5 protein-coding genes are annotated in these 14,726 nt (G+C 73.3%); all 5 read left to right on the top strand.

The features are described 5' to 3' along the window. Window positions 1-456, top strand: a 456-nt coding sequence (locus ACWDZ4_RS33170) for a phosphopantetheine-binding protein (protein ID WP_451512102.1), incomplete at its 5' end; no start/stop codon positions are given. Further along, window positions 453-11,477, top strand: a complete 11,025-nt coding sequence (locus ACWDZ4_RS33165; protein WP_451512101.1) for an amino acid adenylation domain-containing protein — start codon at window positions 453-455, stop codon at window positions 11,475-11,477. The genes ACWDZ4_RS33170 and ACWDZ4_RS33165, both read left to right, overlap by 4 nt. After that, window positions 11,474-12,484, top strand: coding sequence for an ornithine carbamoyltransferase (locus tag ACWDZ4_RS33160; RefSeq protein WP_451512100.1), 1,011 nt, complete (start codon window positions 11,474-11,476; stop codon window positions 12,482-12,484). The genes ACWDZ4_RS33165 and ACWDZ4_RS33160 overlap by 4 nt, the downstream gene beginning before the upstream one ends. Beyond that, window positions 12,481-13,788, top strand: a complete 1,308-nt coding sequence (locus tag ACWDZ4_RS33155; protein WP_451512099.1) for an MFS transporter — start codon at window positions 12,481-12,483, stop codon at window positions 13,786-13,788. The genes ACWDZ4_RS33160 and ACWDZ4_RS33155 overlap by 4 nt, the downstream gene beginning before the upstream one ends. Continuing rightward, complete coding sequence (locus ACWDZ4_RS33150) at window positions 13,785-14,726, top strand: TauD/TfdA family dioxygenase (RefSeq protein WP_451512098.1); 942 nt, start codon at window positions 13,785-13,787, stop codon at window positions 14,724-14,726. Before ACWDZ4_RS33155 ends, ACWDZ4_RS33150 begins: the two co-directional genes overlap by 4 nt.

Here is a 14,726-nt window from a genome sequence, read left to right as displayed (position 1 = left end):
CTGGCCGCGCACTGCGCCACCCGCCTGCCCGACTACATGCTCCCCCAGGGCTACGTCCCGCTGGCCGAGATCCCCCTCAACGCCAACGGCAAGACGGACCGCAAGAGGCTCCCGGCGCCCGAGGGCACCGATCAGCAGCGCGGCTCCGAGCGCGTCGCGCCGCGCACCGCCACCGAGGAGCGCATCGCCGGCATCTGGACCGAGCTGCTCGGGGTGAGCGTCGGCGTCGAGGACAGCTTCTTCCACTCCGGCGGCAACTCGATCCTGGCCATCCGCCTGATCTCGCGCATCCAGGAGGAGTTCGAGATCGACTTCAAGGTGCGCACCGTTTTCGAGGGCCCGACCGTGGCCCAGCTGGCCGTCGCCACCGAGAACGCCATCCGTGCGGAGATCGCCGCACTTTCCCCCGCAGAGCTGACGAACGGCCAGGAACTGGCTAAGGAGTTCACCGCATGAGCACCGCCGCGATCACACCCGCCGGTTTCGACGCGGACGCCGCGAGAGAGGAGCTGATACGCCGGCGGCTCGCCGGCCGCCGCGGCGGCCGCCGGACCGCCGTCCCCCGCGCCGACCGGTCCGCCCCGCTGCGCCTGTCGTACGGCCAGGAGCAGATGTGGTTCCTCAGCCGCCTCGACCCGGACAGCACCCAGTACCTCGTACCGCTGATCGTCCGCCTCACCGGAGAGCTGGACGCCGCCGCCCTCGGCGAGGCCTGGCAGCGGCTGACCGACCGGCACGAGATCCTGCGCACCCGGTACGGCCTGGACGGTGAGGACCCGGTGCAGCTGATCTCGCCCGCCGAGCGGGTGACGCTGCCGCTGGACGACCTCACGGGTCTGGCGGCCGGTGAGCGCGAGGCCGGGGTCCAGTCCGTCATCGCGAACGACCTGTTCGTCCCGTTCGACCTCGCCCGGGACCTGCCGGTGCGCGGACGGCTGATCCGCCTCGCGGACGACGAGCACGTCCTGGGCATCGTCTTCCACCACATCGCGTGCGACGCCTGGTCCACCGAGGTCGTCGGCCGGGAACTGAGCGCCCTGTACGCCGCCCTGGCCGCCGGCACCGAGCCGGACCTGCCCGCCGTACCCCTCCAGTACGCCGACTACGCGGCCTGGCAGCGCGCCGAGATGTCCGGCGCGACCCTGGACCGCCACCTCGACTACTGGAAGGGGCAGCTCACGGGGCTGACCCCGATCGAGCTGCCCACCGACCGGCCCCGCCGGGCCGTCCGCGACGCGACGGGCGACTCGGTCCCCTTCGGCATCCCCGGTCAACTGGCCGACAGGATGCGGGACTTCGCCCGGGACAACGACGCCACGCTGTTCATGGTGGTGCTCGCGGCCTTCCAGAGCCTGCTCTCGCGCCACACCGGCTCCACCGACATCGCCGTGGGCACGGTGGTGTCCGGCCGCGGCCGTCCCGAGCTCCAGGGCATGGTCGGGTTCGGCATCAACAGCCTGGTCCTGCGCGGCCACTGGACGGACGACCCGTCGTTCCAGGAGCTGCTGGAACGGACCAAGGACACGGTCCTCGGCGCCTTCGACCACCAGGGCGCCCCCTTCGCCCGCCTCATCGACGAGATCCAGCCGGAGCGCGACCTCTCGCGCAACCCGCTGTTCGACGTGGCGCTCACCATGCACGGCGAGCGCACCAGCGCGTTCACCCTGCCCGGCCTGCGGGCCGAGCCGTTCCAGGGCGAGGGCAACGCCGCCAAGTACGACCTCGACCTCCAGCTGCGGGAGGCGGCCGACGGCACCCTGCACGGCCACCTGGAGTACGCCGTCGAGCTGTTCGACCGCGAGAGCGCCCAGCGGCTCACCGCGCACCTGGTGCGGCTGCTGGACGCCGCGCTCACCACCCCGCAGGCGAGCGTCGCCGAGCTGGCCTTCCTCGGGGACGCGGAGCTGGCGCTGCTCACCGGCGGCGCGGCCGTCTCCGGCGAGGTGACCGGCACCGTGCACCGGGCCTTCGAGGAGCAGGTACGCCGCACCCCGGACGCCGTCGCCGTGCACTTCGACGGCCAGGACCTGACGTACGCCGAGCTGAACGCCCGGGCCAACCGCATCGCGCACCACCTGCGGGGACTCGGCGTCGGCCCGGAGACGCTCGTGGGCGTCTGCCTGGAGCGCGGCGTCGCGCTGATGCCCGCCCTCCTCGGCGTGCTGAAGGCCGGCGGCGCCTATCTGCCGCTCGATCCCTCGGTGCCCGCCGACCGGCTCGGCTTCATGCTCGACGACGCCTCCGTCCCGGTGATCGTGACGCAGGGCGAGCACGAGGCGATGCTGGCCCGGATCCACACCGGCCCGGTGCTGGTGCTCGACCGCGACCGGGACGCTCTGGCGGAGCAGCCGGCCGACGACCCGGCGCCGACGGCCGGCGCCGACAGCCTGGTCTACGTCATCTACACCTCCGGCTCCACGGGCCGACCCAAGGGCGTCTGCCTCACCCACGCCAATGTGCTGCGGCTCTTCACGGTGACGGCGGAGCGGACCGGCTTCCTCGACTCCGACGTCTGGACGCTGTTCCACTCCTACGCCTTCGACTTCTCCGTCTGGGAGATGTGGGGCGCGCTGCTGCACGGCGGCCGCCTGGTCGTCGTACCGAAGGACGTGGCGCGCGACCCGGACAAGTTCCTCGACCTGCTGGCCGAGCAGCGGGTGACCGTGCTCAACCAGACGCCCTCGGCGTTCCGCGCGCTGGTGGGCGCCGCCCGCGAGGGCGACCCCCGGATCGACCGGCTCGCCCTGCGGACCGTGGTGTTCGGCGGCGAGAAGCTGGAGGTCGCCGACCTGCGCCCGTGGGCGGACCGGGTGGGCCTCACCGCGCCGACGCTGGTCAACATGTACGGGATCACCGAGACGACCGTGCACGTCACCCACCACGAGCTGGGGCAGCGTGACCTCGCGGGCGCCGGCAGCCCGGTCGGCGTCCCGCTCGACGACCTGTCGATCCGGATCCTCGACCGGCACGGCAACCCGGCCCCGATCGGGGTGCCCGGCGAGATCCACGTCGCGGGCCGCGGCGTCGCCCGCGGCTACCTGGGCCGTCCCGGCCTGACGGCGGAGCGCTTCGTGCCCGACGCGTTCGGGGCGCCCGGCGACCGGCTGTACCGCAGCGGCGACGTGGCCCGGCGGCTCGCGGACGGCAGCCTGGAGTTCCTCGGCCGCAACGACGAGCAGGTCAAGATCCGCGGGTTCCGCATCGAGCTGGGCGAGATCAACGTCGCGCTGGCCGCCCGGGAGGGCGTGCACGACGCCGTCGTCCTGGTCCGTGAGACCACGCCGGGCGACAAGCAGCTCGTCGCGTACGTCGTGCCGTCCGAAGGCACCGTCCCCGACACCGCCGCACTGCGCGCCGCGCTCTCCCAGGACCTGCCCGAGTACATGGTCCCGGCCACCTACGTCGTCCTGGAGCGCCTGCCGCTGACGGTCAACGGCAAGCTCGACACCGAGGCGCTGCCCGCCCCCGACCCGGGTTCCGCGCGCGCCCCGGGCCAGGACCGCACCGCCCCGCGCACCGTGCTGGAGCGCCGCGTCGCCGCCATCTGGAGCGCGGTGCTGGGCGTCGACCCGATCGGTGTCCACGACAGCTTCTTCGACCTCGGCGGCCACTCGCTGCGCGCCATCAACCTGACGGGTCACCTGCGCGAGGCCGGCTTCGACGTCTCCGTACGGGACCTCTTCGAGCACCGCACCGTGGCCCGGCTCGCCGAGCAGCTCGCGGACCGCCCCGAGGTGCGCGCGGCCCGGGGCGTCCGGCCCTTCGCGCAGCTGGCGCCCGAGGACCGGGAGCGACTCCCCGGCGGCCTCGACGACGCGTACCCGATGTCGCAGGTGCAGATCGGCATGGTCGTCGAGATGCTCAGCGACACCGCCCGGCACCCGTACCACAACGTCACCTCCTTCCGGATCCGCGACGAGCGGGCGTTCGACATCGCGGCGCTGCGCGCCTCCGTCCGGGCCGTGGTCGACCGGCACGACGTCCTGCGCACCTCCTTCGACCTCAACTCCTATTCCGTACCGATGCAGTTGGTGCACACCGACGTCGGCGTCCCGGTGGCGGAGCGGGACCTGCGCGGGCTGACGGGCGGCGAAGTACGGGAGGCGCTGCGCGAGTTCACCCGGCAGGAGCGGGCCGACCTGATCGACCTGGGTACCCCGCCGCTGCTGCGCCTCTTCGGCCACTCCTGCGACGACGGCAGCTGGTGGCTCACCATCACCGAGTGCCACGCGATCCTCGACGGCTGGAGCCACCACTCCCTCCTCATGGAGATCGTCGAGGGGTACGGCACGGCCCGCGACGGCGGGACCATCGAGGCCCCGGCCGCCCCCGACGTGCGGTTCGCGGACTTCGTCGCGGCCGAGACGGCGTCCCGGGAGTCCGGGCACGACCGCGCGTACTGGACGGACGTCGTCGAGGGGTACCCGGCCTTCGCCCTCCCCGACGCCTGGTCCGGCGACGGCGTCGCGGGCGCCCCGTACCGCGTCAAGGTGCCGTTCCACGACCTGGAGGACCGGCTGCGGGCGCTGGCGTCCACGGCGGGCGCGTCACTGAAGAGCGTGCTGCACGCGGCGCACCTGAAGGTGATGAGCTCGGTCACCCGGGACGAGCGGTTCTTCACCGGCCTGGTCTGCAACGCGCGGCCCGAGGCGCTCGGCGCCGACGGCGTCTACGGCATGCACCTGAACACGCTGCCCTTCGCCTTCGACGGCCCCGCGGACACCTGGCACGAGCTGGTGCGCCAGGTCTTCGACCGCGAGGTCGAGCTGTGGTCGCACCGCAGCTTCCCGATGCCGGACATCCAGCGCGAGGCGGAGGACGGCCTGCGGCTGGTGTCCGTGCGCTTCAGCTACCACGACTTCGACCAGGTCGACCGCGAGCAGGTGGACTACCTGGCGAGCATCGACGACAGCCCCACCGAGTTCCCGCTGGGCGTCTCGGCGCGACTGGGACACCTCTTCCTCACCGGCAGCCGCAAGCACCTGAGCGAGGCCGCCCTGGAGCGCCTGGCGGGCACCCTGCGCCAGGTCCTGGAAGCCATGGCCGCCGATCCGCAGGGCGACGCCCGCGCGTCGTACCTGCCCGCGGCGGAGCGCCGGCGGCTGCTCGCCCGGGGGACGGGCGAGTCGGCCGACTTCACGGACGCGTCCGTGCTCCGCCGCTTCGAGGAGCAGGCCCGGCGGACGCCGGACGCACCCGCCGTCGGCCTCGCCGGTACGTCACTCGGCTACGCGGAACTCGACGCGCGGGCCAACCGGATCGCGCACCACCTGCGCGCCTCGGGCGTCGGCGCGCGGTCGGTGGTCGGCGTGCTGCTGGACCGCGGACCCGACCTGATCGCGAGCCTGCTCGGGGTGTGGAAGGCCGGCGCGGCCTACGTGCCGATCGACCCCTCCTACCCGGCCGAGCGCATCGCGGCCATGCTGGACTCCGCGGGCGCCCGCAGCGCCATCACCCACTCCGCGTACGAGGACCGCTTCGGCGGCGTCGGCCTGCTGGTCGTGGACCGGGACCGGGAGCCGGTCGCGTCGCGGCCCGCCACCCGGCCGGAGCGCACCGAGGACGGTGACGCGCTGGCGTACGTGATCTTCACCTCCGGTTCGACCGGCCGCCCCAAGGGCGTCGCCGTCACCCACCGGGGCCTGGCCAACCACGTCGGCTGGGCGGCCCGCGAGCTCGCCGCGCAGGGCACGGGCGGCGCGCCGTTGTTCTCCTCGGTCGCCTTCGACCTGGTCGTCCCCAACCTGTGGGCACCCCTGGTCACCGGACAGCGCGTCCACACCGTGGCGCAGGACACCGACATCGCCGACCTCGGCACCACCCTGGCCGAGAACGGACCGTACAGCTTCGTCAAGCTCACCCCGGGCCATCTGGACGTGCTGGCCGCGCAGTTGACCGCCGAGCAGGCGGGCGCGCTGGCGCCGGTGCTCGTGGTGGCCGGCGAGCCCTTCACCCGCGCCACCCTGGAACGCTGGCGCGCCCTGGCCCCCGGCACCCGCCTCATCAACGAGTACGGCCCCACCGAGGCATCCGTCGGCACCTGCGTCTACCCCGTCCCGGAGGCGGAGTCGGCAGAAGTCCTGCCGATCGGCCACCCGCTGCCCAACATGACCATGTACGTCCTGGACGAGCACCTCGAACCGGTCCCGGTCGGCGTCCCCGGCGAGCTCTACGCCGGCGGCACCGGCGTCGCCCGCGGCTACGCGGGCCGCCCCGACCTGACCGCCGAACGCTTCCTCCCCGACCCCTACGGGCCCCCCGGCGCACGCCTCTACCGCACCGGCGACCTCGCCCGCACCCGCCCCGACGGCGCCGTCGAATTCCTCGGCCGCCTCGACGACCAGGTGAAGATCCGCGGCTACCGCATCGAACCCGGCGAGATCCAGACCGTCGTGGCCGAACACCCCGCGGTACGCGACGCGGTGGTCGTACCGCTGGAGTCGGCCACCGGTGACCTGCGCCTGGTCGCGTACTACGTGCCGGCCGACGGCGCTGAGGTGAGCGCGGCGGACCTGGCCGCGCACTGCGCCACCCGCCTGCCCGACTACATGCTCCCCCAGGGCTACGTCCCGCTGGCCGAGATCCCCCTCAACGCCAACGGCAAGACCGACAAGCGCGCCCTGCCCGCACCCGACGCGGACGAGCTGGACAGCGGTTCCCCGTACGTCGCGCCGCGCACCATCACCGAGGCGCAGGTCGCCGCCATCTGGTGCCGGGTCCTCGAACTGGAGCGCGTCGGCGTCGAGGACGGCTTCTTCGACCTCGGCGGACACTCCATCCGCGCGGTCGCGCTGGTCGGCGCGTTGCGGTCGGCCGGCTTCGACGTCGGCGTACGGGAGGTCTTCGAGTACCGCACGGTCGCGGAGCTCAGCGAGTTCCTGACCGGCCGCCCGGCGCCCGCCGAGGCGGACCCGGCCGTCGCGCCCTTCGAGCTGCTCGCCGCCGAGGACCGGCAGCGGCTGCCCGAGGGCGTGGTCGACGCGTACCCGATGTCCCAGGTGCAGCTCGGCATGCTCGTCGAGATGCTGGCCGACGAGGAGAAGCGGGCCTACCTCAACGTCGCCTCGTTCCGCATCACGGACGGCGCCCCGTTCGACGGGGCCGCTCTGCGCGCCGCCCTGGACGTGGTCACCGGGCGGCACGAGATGCTGCGCACCTCCTTCCACCTCGACGCCTTCACCACCCCGCTCCAGCTGGTCGCGGCGACGGCCGAGATCCCGCTGACCGTCGAGGACCTGCGGGACGCGCCCGACCGCGAGCAGCGGATCCGGGACATCCTGGTGCAGGAGCGTTCCGTCCTCTTCGACCTGGCCACGGCGCCGCTCCTGCGGATGACCGCCCAGGTGGAGGACGAGGAATCCTGGCGCCTGGTGGTGACGGTCTGCCACGCGATCACCGAGGGGTGGAGCCACCGGTCCCTGCTCATGGAACTGCTCGACGTCTACCGCGAGCTGCGCGACGGCCTGGCCCCGGCCGCGTTCACGGCTCCCCCGGTGCGTTACGCGGACTTCATCGCGGCGGAGCTCAGGTCGCTGGAGTCCACGGACGACCGGCAGTACTGGCAGGACGTCGTCGGCCGGTACGCGCCGTTCGCCCTGCCCCCCGTGTGGGAGGGCGACACCTCGGCCCCCCGGGAGAAGTACCGGGTCGCGGTCCCCGTGCACGACCTGGAGCCGCGACTGCGCGCCCTGGCCACCCAGGCCCAGGTGTCGTTCAAGAGCGTGCTGCTCGCCGCGCACCTGAAGGTGCTGAGCATGGTCACCGAGGAGGACTCCTTCTTCAGCGGCCTGGTGTGCAGCGCGCGGCCCGAGTCACCGGGCGCCGAACGCGTCTACGGCATGTACCTGAACACGCTGCCCTTCGCCTTCGACCGGGCGGACGGCACCTGGAGCGACCTGGTGCGGCAGGTCTTCGCCAAGGAGGCGGAGGTCTGGGACCACCGGCGGTTCCCGATGCCCGTGATCCAGCGCGACGCGGGCTCCGGCCGGCTGCTCGACGTGCGGTTCAGCTACCAGGACTTCGACCACGTCGACACCAAGCTGGTCGACTCCGGAGCCAGCAGCGGCGAAGGCGGCACCGAGTTCGCCCTCGCGGTCTCGGCCGTCTCCGGCCACCTCCTGCTGACCACGCACACCCACGCCCTGGGCCGCGACCACGCCGACCGGCTCACCGGTCTGTACCGGCAGGTCCTGGAGGCGATGGCCGCCGACCCGCGGGGCAGCGCCGAGGTCACGTACCTGCCGGCCGGCGAACAGCGGTGGCTGCTGGCGCAGAACGAGACCGCGCGGGAGTTCCCCGAAGCGACCGTGCTCCAGCGCTTCGAGGAGCAGGCGGCGAAGACCCCCGGCGCCGCCGCGGTACGCCACCGGGGCGGCGAGGTCTCCTACGCGGAGCTCGACGCGCGGGCCGACCGGATCGCGCACCGGCTGCGCGCCATGGGGATCGGCGCGGAGAGCGCGGTCGGCGTGCTCCTGGACCGGGGTCCGGGGCTGATCGCCACGCTGCTCGGGGTGTGGAAGGCGGGTGGCGCGTACGTGCCGATCGACCCGTCGTACCCCGCCGAGCGCATCGCGAGCATGTGCGACAGCGCGGGAGCCGTCGCCGCGGTCACCCAGTCCCCGTACGCGGACGGCTTCCCCGCCCTCCCCCTGCTGCTGCTCGACCAGGAGCAGGGGCCGGACCGCGGCCAGGTCCAGGAGGAGACCGGCCGGGACACGGCGCCCGCCCGGGTGGACGACCCCGACCGGCTGGCGTACGTCATCTTCACCTCCGGTTCCACCGGCCGGCCGAAGGGCGTCCAGATCCCGCACCGCGGCCTGGCCAACCACGTCGCCTGGGCGGCGGACGAGCTGGCCGCGCAGGGGACGGGCGGCGCGCCGCTGTTCTCCTCGGTCGCCTTCGACCTGGTCGTCCCCAACCTGTGGGCGCCCCTGGTCACCGGACAGTGCGTGCAGGTGGTGGCCCAGGACACGGCACCCGCCGACCTCTCCGCCGCGCTGCTCGACGGCGGCCCGTACAGCTTCGTCAAGCTGACGCCCGGCCACCTGGACATCCTGACCGAGCAGCTCACCACCGAACAGGTGGACCGGCTCAGCGCGGTGTACGTGGTGGCGGGCGAGGCACTGCCCGGTGCCACCGCCAACCGTTCGCTGGAGGTGCTCGGCGCGGGCCGGATGATCAATGAGTACGGTCCCACGGAGGCCTCGGTCGGCAGCACCGTCCACCCGGTGGTGGACCACGTCGCCCTCGACGTGGTGCCGATCGGCCGCCCGCTGCCGAACATGACGGCGTACGTACTGGACGCCTCCATGCAGCCGGTGCCGATGGGCGTGCTGGGCGAGCTGTACGTCGGCGGTACGGGTGTGGCGCGCGGTTACGCGGGCCGCCCGGACCTGACGGCCGAGCGGTTCGTGCCGGACCCGTACGGGCCCGCCGGGGCGCGGCTGTACCGCACCGGCGACCGGGCGCGGATGCTCCCCGACGGGAACGTGGAGTTCCTCGGCCGTCTCGACGACCAGGTGAAGATCCGCGGCTACCGGATCGAGCTGGGCGAGGTGCAGGCGGTGGTCTCCGGCCACCCGGCCGTGCGCGACGCCGTGGTCACCGTCCACGAGCCCACCCCGGGCGACAGGCGGCTGGTGGCGTACTGCGTGCCGGCCGCCGGCCAGGAGCTGCCGAGCGCGTCGGTGCTGGCCGACGACTGTGCGCGACGACTGCCGGAGTACATGGTGCCGTCGGCCTTCGTGGCGCTGGAGAGCATCCCGCTCAACGCCAACGGCAAGGTCGACCGCCGGGCCCTGGCGGCTCCGGACCGCTCCTCGATGCGTTCCGACGACGCGTACGTGGCGCCCAGGACCGGGACGGAGCGGCTGCTCGCCACGATCTGGTCCGAGGTCCTCGGCGTCGACCAGATCGGTGTGCACGACCGGTTCTTCGACCTCGGCGGGCACTCGATCCTGATGATCCAGGTGCTGGCGGCGGCGCGCCGGGAGGGGCTCGCCGTCTCGGTCTGGCGCATGTACCAGCACGGGACGCTGATCGACCTCGCCGCGGCGATCGACGAGGACACGGAGGCGGCCCGCCGTGCGGCGGAGCCGGAACCGGCCGCCGTCACCGCCACCGCCACCGCCACCGCCACCGAGGAGGGGGGGAAGCCGGCCGGTGTGGAGATGCCGGCCGAGCTGCTCGCCTCGCTGCTGGAGCAGGCCGCGGGCGGCGACCGCAGCCGCCTGGAGAAGGGCCCGCTGGCCGAGGTCGCGGCGCTCCTGGAGCGGGCCCGCGCGTCCGCCGCCCCGGCCGCCACCGCGGCCACGGCCCCGGCCACTGTCCCGGCCGTCGCTCCGGCGGCGTTCCCGCTGGACGACCTGCGGCGCCTCATGGCCGAGCACCAGGTGCCCGGCGTGAGCATCGCGGTGCTGGGCGCCGACGGGTCGGTCGAACTGCACGGGGCGGGGGTGCTGTCCGTGGGCGGCAGCGAACCGGTCACGCCGCAGACGCTGTTCCAGGTCGGTTCGATCAGCAAGCACGTCACGGCGCTGGCGACCCTGCGCCTGGTGGCGGAGGGCCGTATCGCCCTCGACGACCCGATCGGCCGGCACCTGACCTCCTGGCACCTGCCCGGCCCGGCGTCCGCGCCGGGCGAGGTGACGGTCCGCCACCTGCTCGGGCACACCGCCGGTCTGGCCCGGCACCGCAGCGTCGGGTTCCGGCCCGGCGAGGAGGTGCCCACGCTGCGGGACCTGCTGGAGGGCACGGGCCCGGTCAGCACCCCGCGGGTGCAGCGGCAGCTGGTCCCGGGTTCGACGTTCCGCAAGAGCAGCACCCACTACTGGGTCCTCCAGCAGCTGCTGGAGGACGTCACCGGAGAGTCCTTCCAGGAGCTGATGGACCGGCTCGTGTTCGAACCGCTGGGCATGACGGGCAGCAGCTTCGACCAGTCGTTCCCCCGCACGGCCGGGCGCCCGGTGGCGCTCGGGCACCACACGAAGGGCGTCCCCCTGGACGGCGGCTGGCGCAACCGCGCCCACCTCGCCGCCGCGGGACTGTGGACGACGGCGCGGGACATCGCCGAGGTCGCGCGCCAGATGCGCCTTTCGCTGCTGGGCCGGCCCGGCGCACTGCTGCCGGCCGACGTCGCCGGGGAACTGCTCGTCGGGCACCCCGGCAGCTTCTACGGCCTCGGCACCATCGTCGACGACACGGGCGACGACGCGGAGTTCGGGCACGGCGGCGAACCCGCCGGTTACTGGAACCTCTCGCTCAGCCACCTCAGCAGTGGTGTCGGCCTGGTCGCCCTGACCAACGCCGACAGCGGCAAGGGCGTCGTCAAGCATCTGACCGCGACCCTCAGCCGGCGCGAACAGTCCTTCGGCCGGGGCACGTTGATGGCCGACTGGGCGGCGGCGGGCACCGGCGACCAGGCCCCGGCCGGCCATCCGCTGCTGAGCGCGGTGGTGACCGACGAGGACCGCGCATGAACCCGGGCCACCCGGCCGAACCGATCCGATCCGATCCGGAGGACACCGTGCAGCACTCCCCCGTACGCCACCTGATATCGATCAACGACCTGACCGACGACGACCTGCGCTCCATCGTCTCCGACGGCGTCACCTTCGCCTCGGAGGGAGCCCCCGGCGTGAAGCCCCTGCGGGACGCGGTGGTGGGCGTCTACTTCAGCAAGACGTCCACCCGTACCCGTACGGCCTTCTCCAGCGGGTCGCTGCGGCTCGGCGCCTCGCTGCTCACCTACGGCCCCGGGGACCTCCAGCTCAACACCGGGGAGACCAGCGAGGACACCGGCGCCGTGCTGTCCCGGATGCTCGACGTGCTCGTCGCCCGCACCGCGGGCGACCCGCGGGAGATGCGGGCGTGGGCCCGGCAGGACCGGATGTCCGTCATCAACGCGATGAGCGCCGACGAACACCCCACCCAGGCGCTCACCGACCTCACCACGCTGCAGAAGAGGTTCGGCCGCCTCACCGGCCTGCGCGTCCTCTACGTCGGCGAGGGCAACAACTCGGCCTCCGCACTGGCGCTCGCGCTCAGCCGGTTCGAGGGCACCGAACTGGAACTGCGCACCCCGGCCGGTTACGGGCTCGCCCCGGACATGCTCGCGCGGGCCGGGGCGAACGCGGCCCGGTCGGGCGCGACCGTACGGGAACGCCATGACATGGCGGACCTGCCGGACGGCTTCGACGCCATCTACACCACGCGCTGGCAGACCACGGGAACGGCGAAGGCCGACCCCGGCTGGCGCGCGGACTTCGCCCCCTTCCAGGTGACCGAGGCCCTCTGGGACGCCAGTCCCAAGGCGGTGTTCATGCACGACCTGCCCGCGCACCGCGGTGACGAGGTCACCGGGGAGGTGCTCGACGGGCCGCGGAGCATCGCCTTCGAGCAGGCCGAGAACAAGATGCACAGCGCCATGGCGGTGCTGAAGTGGTGCCGCTCGGGAGCCTCCCCGGACGCCGCGCACGCCGGATGAGCGTCACCGGCGAAGCGGCCGCGGCGCCGGCGGCCGCGGCGGAGCCCACCCCGGTTCCGCTGCGCCGCAACCGCGACTTCCTGCTGCTGTGGAGCGGCGCGGGCCTCACCCTGCTGGGCACCCGCGCCGGTTCCGTGGCCTACCCGCTGCTGCTGATCTGGTCCACCGGGTCGGCGACGGCGGCGGCCGTGGCCGGTTTCGCCGCGCAACTGCCGCAGCTGCTGATCCAGTTGCCGGCGGGCGCGCTGGTGGACCGCTGGAACCGCAAACGGATGATGATCATGTGCAGTGCGGGATGCGCCCTCAGCGCGTCCGGCGTGGTCGTCGCCGTGGCCTGCGGGCGGGTGTGGCTGCCTCACCTGGCCGCCGCCGCCTTCGTCGAGGGCGCCCTCATGGTCTGCTACCGGCTGGCCGAACGGGCCGGCGTACGCCATGTGGTGCCGAAGTCGCAGCTGAGCGCGGCGCTCGCCGGGAACGAGGCGCGGGGGCGGGCCGCCGGAATCATCGGGCAGCCCGTCGGAAGCGCCGCGTTCGCGGTGGCCCGGTGGTCGCCGTTCCTGCTGGCGGCGGTGGCGCACCTGCTCTCGCTGGCCGCCGTCCTGCTCATCAGGAAGCCGTTCCAGCAGGCACCGGCGGCCACCGGGCGGCGCAGGATCGGCCCCGAGATCGCCGAGGGGGTGCGCTGGCTCTGGCGGCGCCGGTTCCTGTGGAGGGTCACGCTGCTGATCTCCGGCAGCAACGTGGTCTTCCAGGCGCTGGCCCTGCTGCCCGCCTTCGTGCTGTACGAGGACGGGCTCTCGGCCGGGACCGTCGGCGTGATCGCCGCCATCAGCGGCGTGGGCGGTACCTGCGGAGCGCTCGGCGGCGGCTGGACCCTGCGCCGGTTCGGCCTGCCGGTGCTGGTCCGCGCGGCCCTGACCGCCTGGGCCCTGCTGGTGCCGGCGCTGGCGCTGACCAGGTCCCCCGTCGCCCTGGGCGCGCTGTTCGCCGGAATGAGCTTCGTCGGCGGCGTGGTGAACGTCGCCGGCGGGATCCACCAGGTGCAGATCACCCCCGACGCGCTCCAGGGGCGGGTCAGCAGCGTGCTCCAGCTGTTCGGTTCGGGAGCGAACTCGCTGGGCGTACTGGCCGGCGGGCTGCTCCTCGACGCGGTGGGCGCTGCGGCCACCGCCGGGGCCCTCGGAGCGGCGATGGCCCTGCTGGCCCTCACCGCCGCCTTCTCCGGGCTCTCCCGCCTGTACCGCCTTTCCGACCATTCATCCGATCCAGTCGATCCACTCCATGAACGAGGAGAAACCACATGAACGCGTCCGACAGCTGGGCTCCACTGGTCATCACCCCGCAGAGCGCCGGAGTGGAGGCATCGAGCGCGGGGCTGCTCGAGGTGGTGAGCGACACCGGGGCCGTCGACGGGCAGCTCGTCAAGGAGAAAGCCCTGATCTTCCGTGGCTTCGGTGTCACCGAGGAAGAACTCGAAGCGGTCATGGACGAGTTGCTGCCCAACCGGCTCGCCTACGTGCACGGCAACTCGCCCCGTACGAAGGTCGGCAAGAACGTCTACACCTCCACGGAGTACCCGCAGGAGTTCACCATCTCGATGCACAACGAGATGTCCTACGCCCACCAGTGGCCGGCCCGGCTGCTGTTCTTCTGCCAGAAGGCCGCCGGGACCGGCGGGGCGACCCCGGTGACCGACTCCGCCCTGTGGCTGGAGTCCCTCGACCCCGAGGTCCGCGAGGCGTTCCGGGGCGGCGTCTGCTACCAGCAGAACCTCCACGACGGCTACGGGCTCGGCAAGAGCTGGCAGGACACCTTCGAGACCGAGGACCGCGCCGAGGTCGAGGCATTCCTGGAGAACACCGGCGCGGCCTGGGAGTGGCGTCCCGACGGCTCCCTGCGCGTGCGCCAGGTCCGTCCCGCCACCGCGGTCCACCCGGTGACCGGCACGGAGGTCTGGTTCAACCAGTCCGACCAGTGGCACCCGGCGGGCCTGGGCGACGACACCGCCGCCGCCCTCGCGCAGATCCTCCCGGCCGACGAGCTGCCCCAGTCGGTGACCTTCGCCGACGGCACGCCGATACCCGACGCGTACGTCATCCAGATCCGCGACCGGGGCCTCGAAGCGGCACAGGACTGCGACTGGCGCACCGGGGACCTGATGCTCATCGACAACATGCTCGTGTCGCACGGCCGCCGCCCCTTCACGGGTGCGCGCCGCGTGCTCGTGGCGATGTCCGACTGA

This window comes from Streptomyces sp. NPDC003016, from assembly GCF_053591455.1.
Note: the sequence above shows the minus strand (reverse complement) of the source record. Positions and strands in the feature narration are given on the sequence as shown.

Coding starts and splice junctions, on each gene's coding strand:
- ACWDZ4_RS33165 (WP_451512101.1), top strand. CDS start 453: ATGAGCACCGCCGCGATCACACCCGCCGGTTTCGACGCGGACGCCGCG.
- ACWDZ4_RS33160 (WP_451512100.1), top strand. CDS start 11,474: ATGAACCCGGGCCACCCGGCCGAACCGATCCGATCCGATCCGGAGGAC.
- ACWDZ4_RS33155 (WP_451512099.1), top strand. CDS start 12,481: ATGAGCGTCACCGGCGAAGCGGCCGCGGCGCCGGCGGCCGCGGCGGAG.
- ACWDZ4_RS33150 (WP_451512098.1), top strand. CDS start 13,785: ATGAACGCGTCCGACAGCTGGGCTCCACTGGTCATCACCCCGCAGAGC.